The organism is Pseudoalteromonas sp. UBA2102, from assembly GCF_002331165.1.
GTDB lineage: Bacteria > Pseudomonadota > Gammaproteobacteria > Enterobacterales > Alteromonadaceae > Pseudoalteromonas > Pseudoalteromonas atlantica.
This window is the reverse complement of sequence record NZ_DCYU01000131.1, coordinates 1-3,267: the sequence shown is the minus strand read 5'-3', so window position 1 is coordinate 3,267 and position 3,267 is coordinate 1. Positions and strand designations below refer to the sequence as shown.

Here is a 3,267-nt window from a genome sequence, read left to right as displayed (position 1 = left end):
TGCGTAGCTAATGGTTGGTAAAGTACAGGCACTTACAAGTAAAAGTTTTTTTAAAAGTTGCATCATCAGGCCTTTTTAATTTTTGCTAAAAAATCTTTATGAGTGGGTAATTGATCTACCGTTGAGGTAATAAGCGTTTTTAGTGTTGAGAATAAATCGTTTAGTTGTTCACTACTGAGTGAGTCAACAATGCTGTTGTAATCTTCGGGGATAAGTCCTTGCCCAATAAACACCTGTTGCCAGGCAACTTCGGCAAATAATTCGTCGTTTTCGCGCACTACTTTGCCGGTTTGCTTGAATAATTTGAGCTTATGGGCCAATGAGTCAGGAATGTCCATTTGCTTACATTGTCGCCAAAATGGGGAGTCTTCTCGCGCTGTTAGTGTGTAATGCAATATTATAAAATCACGAATGTGCTCTATTTCTATCACGCTTTGCTTATTAAATTCAGTAACTAAAGCATCGCTTATGCCATTGTGTGGAAACAGCTTTATTAAACGGGTTACGGCACTTTGTATTAAATGAATACTGGTAGACTCTAGCGGCTCTAAAAAGCCACTGGCAAGGCCAACCGATACCACGTTTTTATGCCATTGTTTTAAACGTCGTCCTGTTTTAAATTTAATTACCCGCGGCTCAGTCATTGGCTCAGCAGGTAAATTATTTAATAATAACTGCGTTGCCGCATCGTCAGATAAATAACGACTACAGTACACCAAGCCATTTCCTATTCGGCTTTGCAGCGGTATTTGCCACTGCCAGCCTGCGCTGTGTGCAATTGAACGCGTATAAGGTTTTAGCTCGCTAGTACCTTGAGACTGCACCGCCACGGCGCTATCACACGGTAAATAATGAGACCAATCGACAAAACCTGTGTTAAGGGTTTGCTCTATGAGTAAGGCGCGCTGGCCTGTAGCGTCTATAAAAAGGTCGCCATTTATCTGCTGTGTGTTACCAAGGGTTAATGATTTTATATTCCCTGATAGAGGGCATTGTTCTACCTGCTCTATTTTGGCATCAATATGCTCAACACCGCGTGATGTTGCGAGCTTTTTTAAAAACTCAGCATATAACGTTGCGTCAAAATGATACGCATAACTCAAGCCAGGCAATTGTGTATTAGGTAGGGTATTTAAGGGTGCAAATTTATGCTGTTTAGCCGCTTGGTAGTTAAGAGAAAAATCCCATAAGCTTTCTTCTGCACCGCTAATATGCCCTTTTACCCAAAAATTGTAAAAATCGCAAAAGGGGAAGTCTTTTCCAAATGAGCCAAAAGCATGCATGTAGCTATGAGAGGGGGTTTTCCAATTTTCGAACTCAATTCCTAATTTTATAGATGCATTTGTAGCGTTTATAAAATCTTGCTCGTTTATACCCAGTGCATTGTTAAGTTGAATAATAGGCGGAATTGTTGCTTCACCCACGCCTATAGTGCCAATAGTACTTGACTCAATAAGGGTTATTTTAATTACTTTACCTAACACTTTATTAAGCAAGGCGGCTGTTATCCACCCTGCCGTGCCCCCGCCTGCGATTACGACGTGTTTTATTGGTTTCATATTATTGTCCACGTTTACAGTTTAAAGCTTTGTTAAGTTTGATAAAATTTAGATAAAGTAGCTATAAAAAAGCCCTTGTAAAACAAATTACAAGGGCTCCTACACACAACCTTTATTATAGCTTGTAGCTAAAGCCTAACAAGTAAGTACGTCCGTAATCTTGGTAGTCACGAACTTGTAGCGCGTTATCGCCAGAAAGCGATGTAAACGGCTCTTCTGTTAAGTTTTGAACTTGGAACTGAATTGATAACCCTTCAAGGCTTTCAACACCGGCCTCACTAAAGTCGTAGCCAGCTTGAATGTCCCAAATTGTTTCGCCTAGGATATCCACTTGCTCGGTATCAAAACCTAGCCCGTATACATCACCTTTAAAGGCACTACGTTTACGCATGCTGGTACGCAGTTGAATACCATTCATTTCGTAGTAAACCGTTAAGCTCTGAATTTTGTCAGACAGACCCGGTAGCTCGTACTCATTACCGTTTTGATCTTCAATATCAGACTCAATACCGGTATGGCTTGCAATTAAACCAAAGCCTTCAAGTGATGGGTGGAAAATTTTAAATGGTAACGCTAGAGATAGCTCGTAACCGTATAGGTCGCCGCCACCGCCATTTACTTTACCACTGCCAGTACCTTCAGATGTAGCTGGGATTTCTCCATTAGATGGATCTGCAACACCCGACATATCAATTGCGTAAGTACCGTCAAAAATCCACTGCGTTAAGTCTTTATAGAAAAATGCAGCAGAGAAGTAACCTTCATCACTAAAGTAGTTTTCATAAGATAAATCGTAGCCTGTTGCTTCTTTAGGTTCTAAATTAGGGTTACCACCGGATACAGACCAGTAGTTACCATTTTCATCCTGTGTAGTATTGTAAGATGCGTCAATAGATGCATTCATTTCGTCTAAACGTGCACGAGAGATTGTTTTAGCCGCACCAAAGCGAACTGTTTGTTGCTCATCAATCGCAAGTGATAAGTTTAAGCTTGGTAATACGTGTGAGTAATCGTGGCTAATATTGGTAGGTGATGCCACCACAATATCATCAACAGTGTTAAATGCATTACCCTGCGATGACTGGTCGGTATGAACATAACGTACACCCACATTACCTGTAAGTGCTAAGCCGCTTACTTCGGCATTAATATTAGCCTGTGCAAATACTGAGGTAATTTCTTCTTTTACCGTCCACGATTTTGTTAAATGGCTCGTATTCGTTAAGCTTTCATCTAACAAGCTGTAGTAACCGTCATTTACTAACCCATTAACATCGTAAGCAATCATGTCACCCATGCCAATAAAGCCTAGATCAACGCTACCCATGCGATATTGCTCTGGCACAGCTAGCATGCCAGGATTATCAAGCGAAAAGCCAGATAACGTCATAAAGAAACCTTGCGAATCTTTTGTTTTTTCACGCTCTTTATAAGACATACCAAACTCAATTGAGCTGAAGTATTCGTTTTCTAATACTTTTGATGCAGCTAGCTTTAACGTAGACAGCTCATCTTCAATTGTAGGTGCATTAATGAAACCATCTTGCGCTTGGTTTTCATACTCGGTGCCCGTTAAGCCATATTTATCATTTAAAGCAGAGCTTGCACCCCATGATAAAGGACCACCTAATTGCATTAAGCTGTAATCGCTGTAATCTAAATCGTGAGTAAACGTAGCACCTGTATTACCACCGTTAAATGTGTAACC

General features: G+C 40.5%; 2 protein-coding genes. Both read right to left on the bottom strand.

Annotated features, from left to right (window positions below):
* Positions 1 to 65 precede the first annotated feature (65 nt).
* The gene (locus B2R65_RS17075) at positions 66 to 1,559 is read right to left on the bottom strand and encodes a tryptophan halogenase family protein (RefSeq protein WP_273605907.1); all 1,494 of its coding nucleotides are present in this window, start codon (positions 1,557 to 1,559) and stop codon (positions 66 to 68) included.
* A 115-nt stretch (positions 1,560 to 1,674) separates the two neighbouring features.
* Positions 1,675 to 3,267: TonB-dependent receptor domain-containing protein (locus B2R65_RS17070; RefSeq protein WP_286744659.1), on the bottom strand; the 1,593-nt coding region annotated here is incomplete at its 5' end.

Excerpts from the sequence above, each read along its gene's own strand:
- B2R65_RS17075 (WP_273605907.1), bottom strand. The coding sequence starts at position 1,559 with ATGAAACCAATAAAACACGTCGTAATCGCAGGCGGGGGCACGGCAGGG.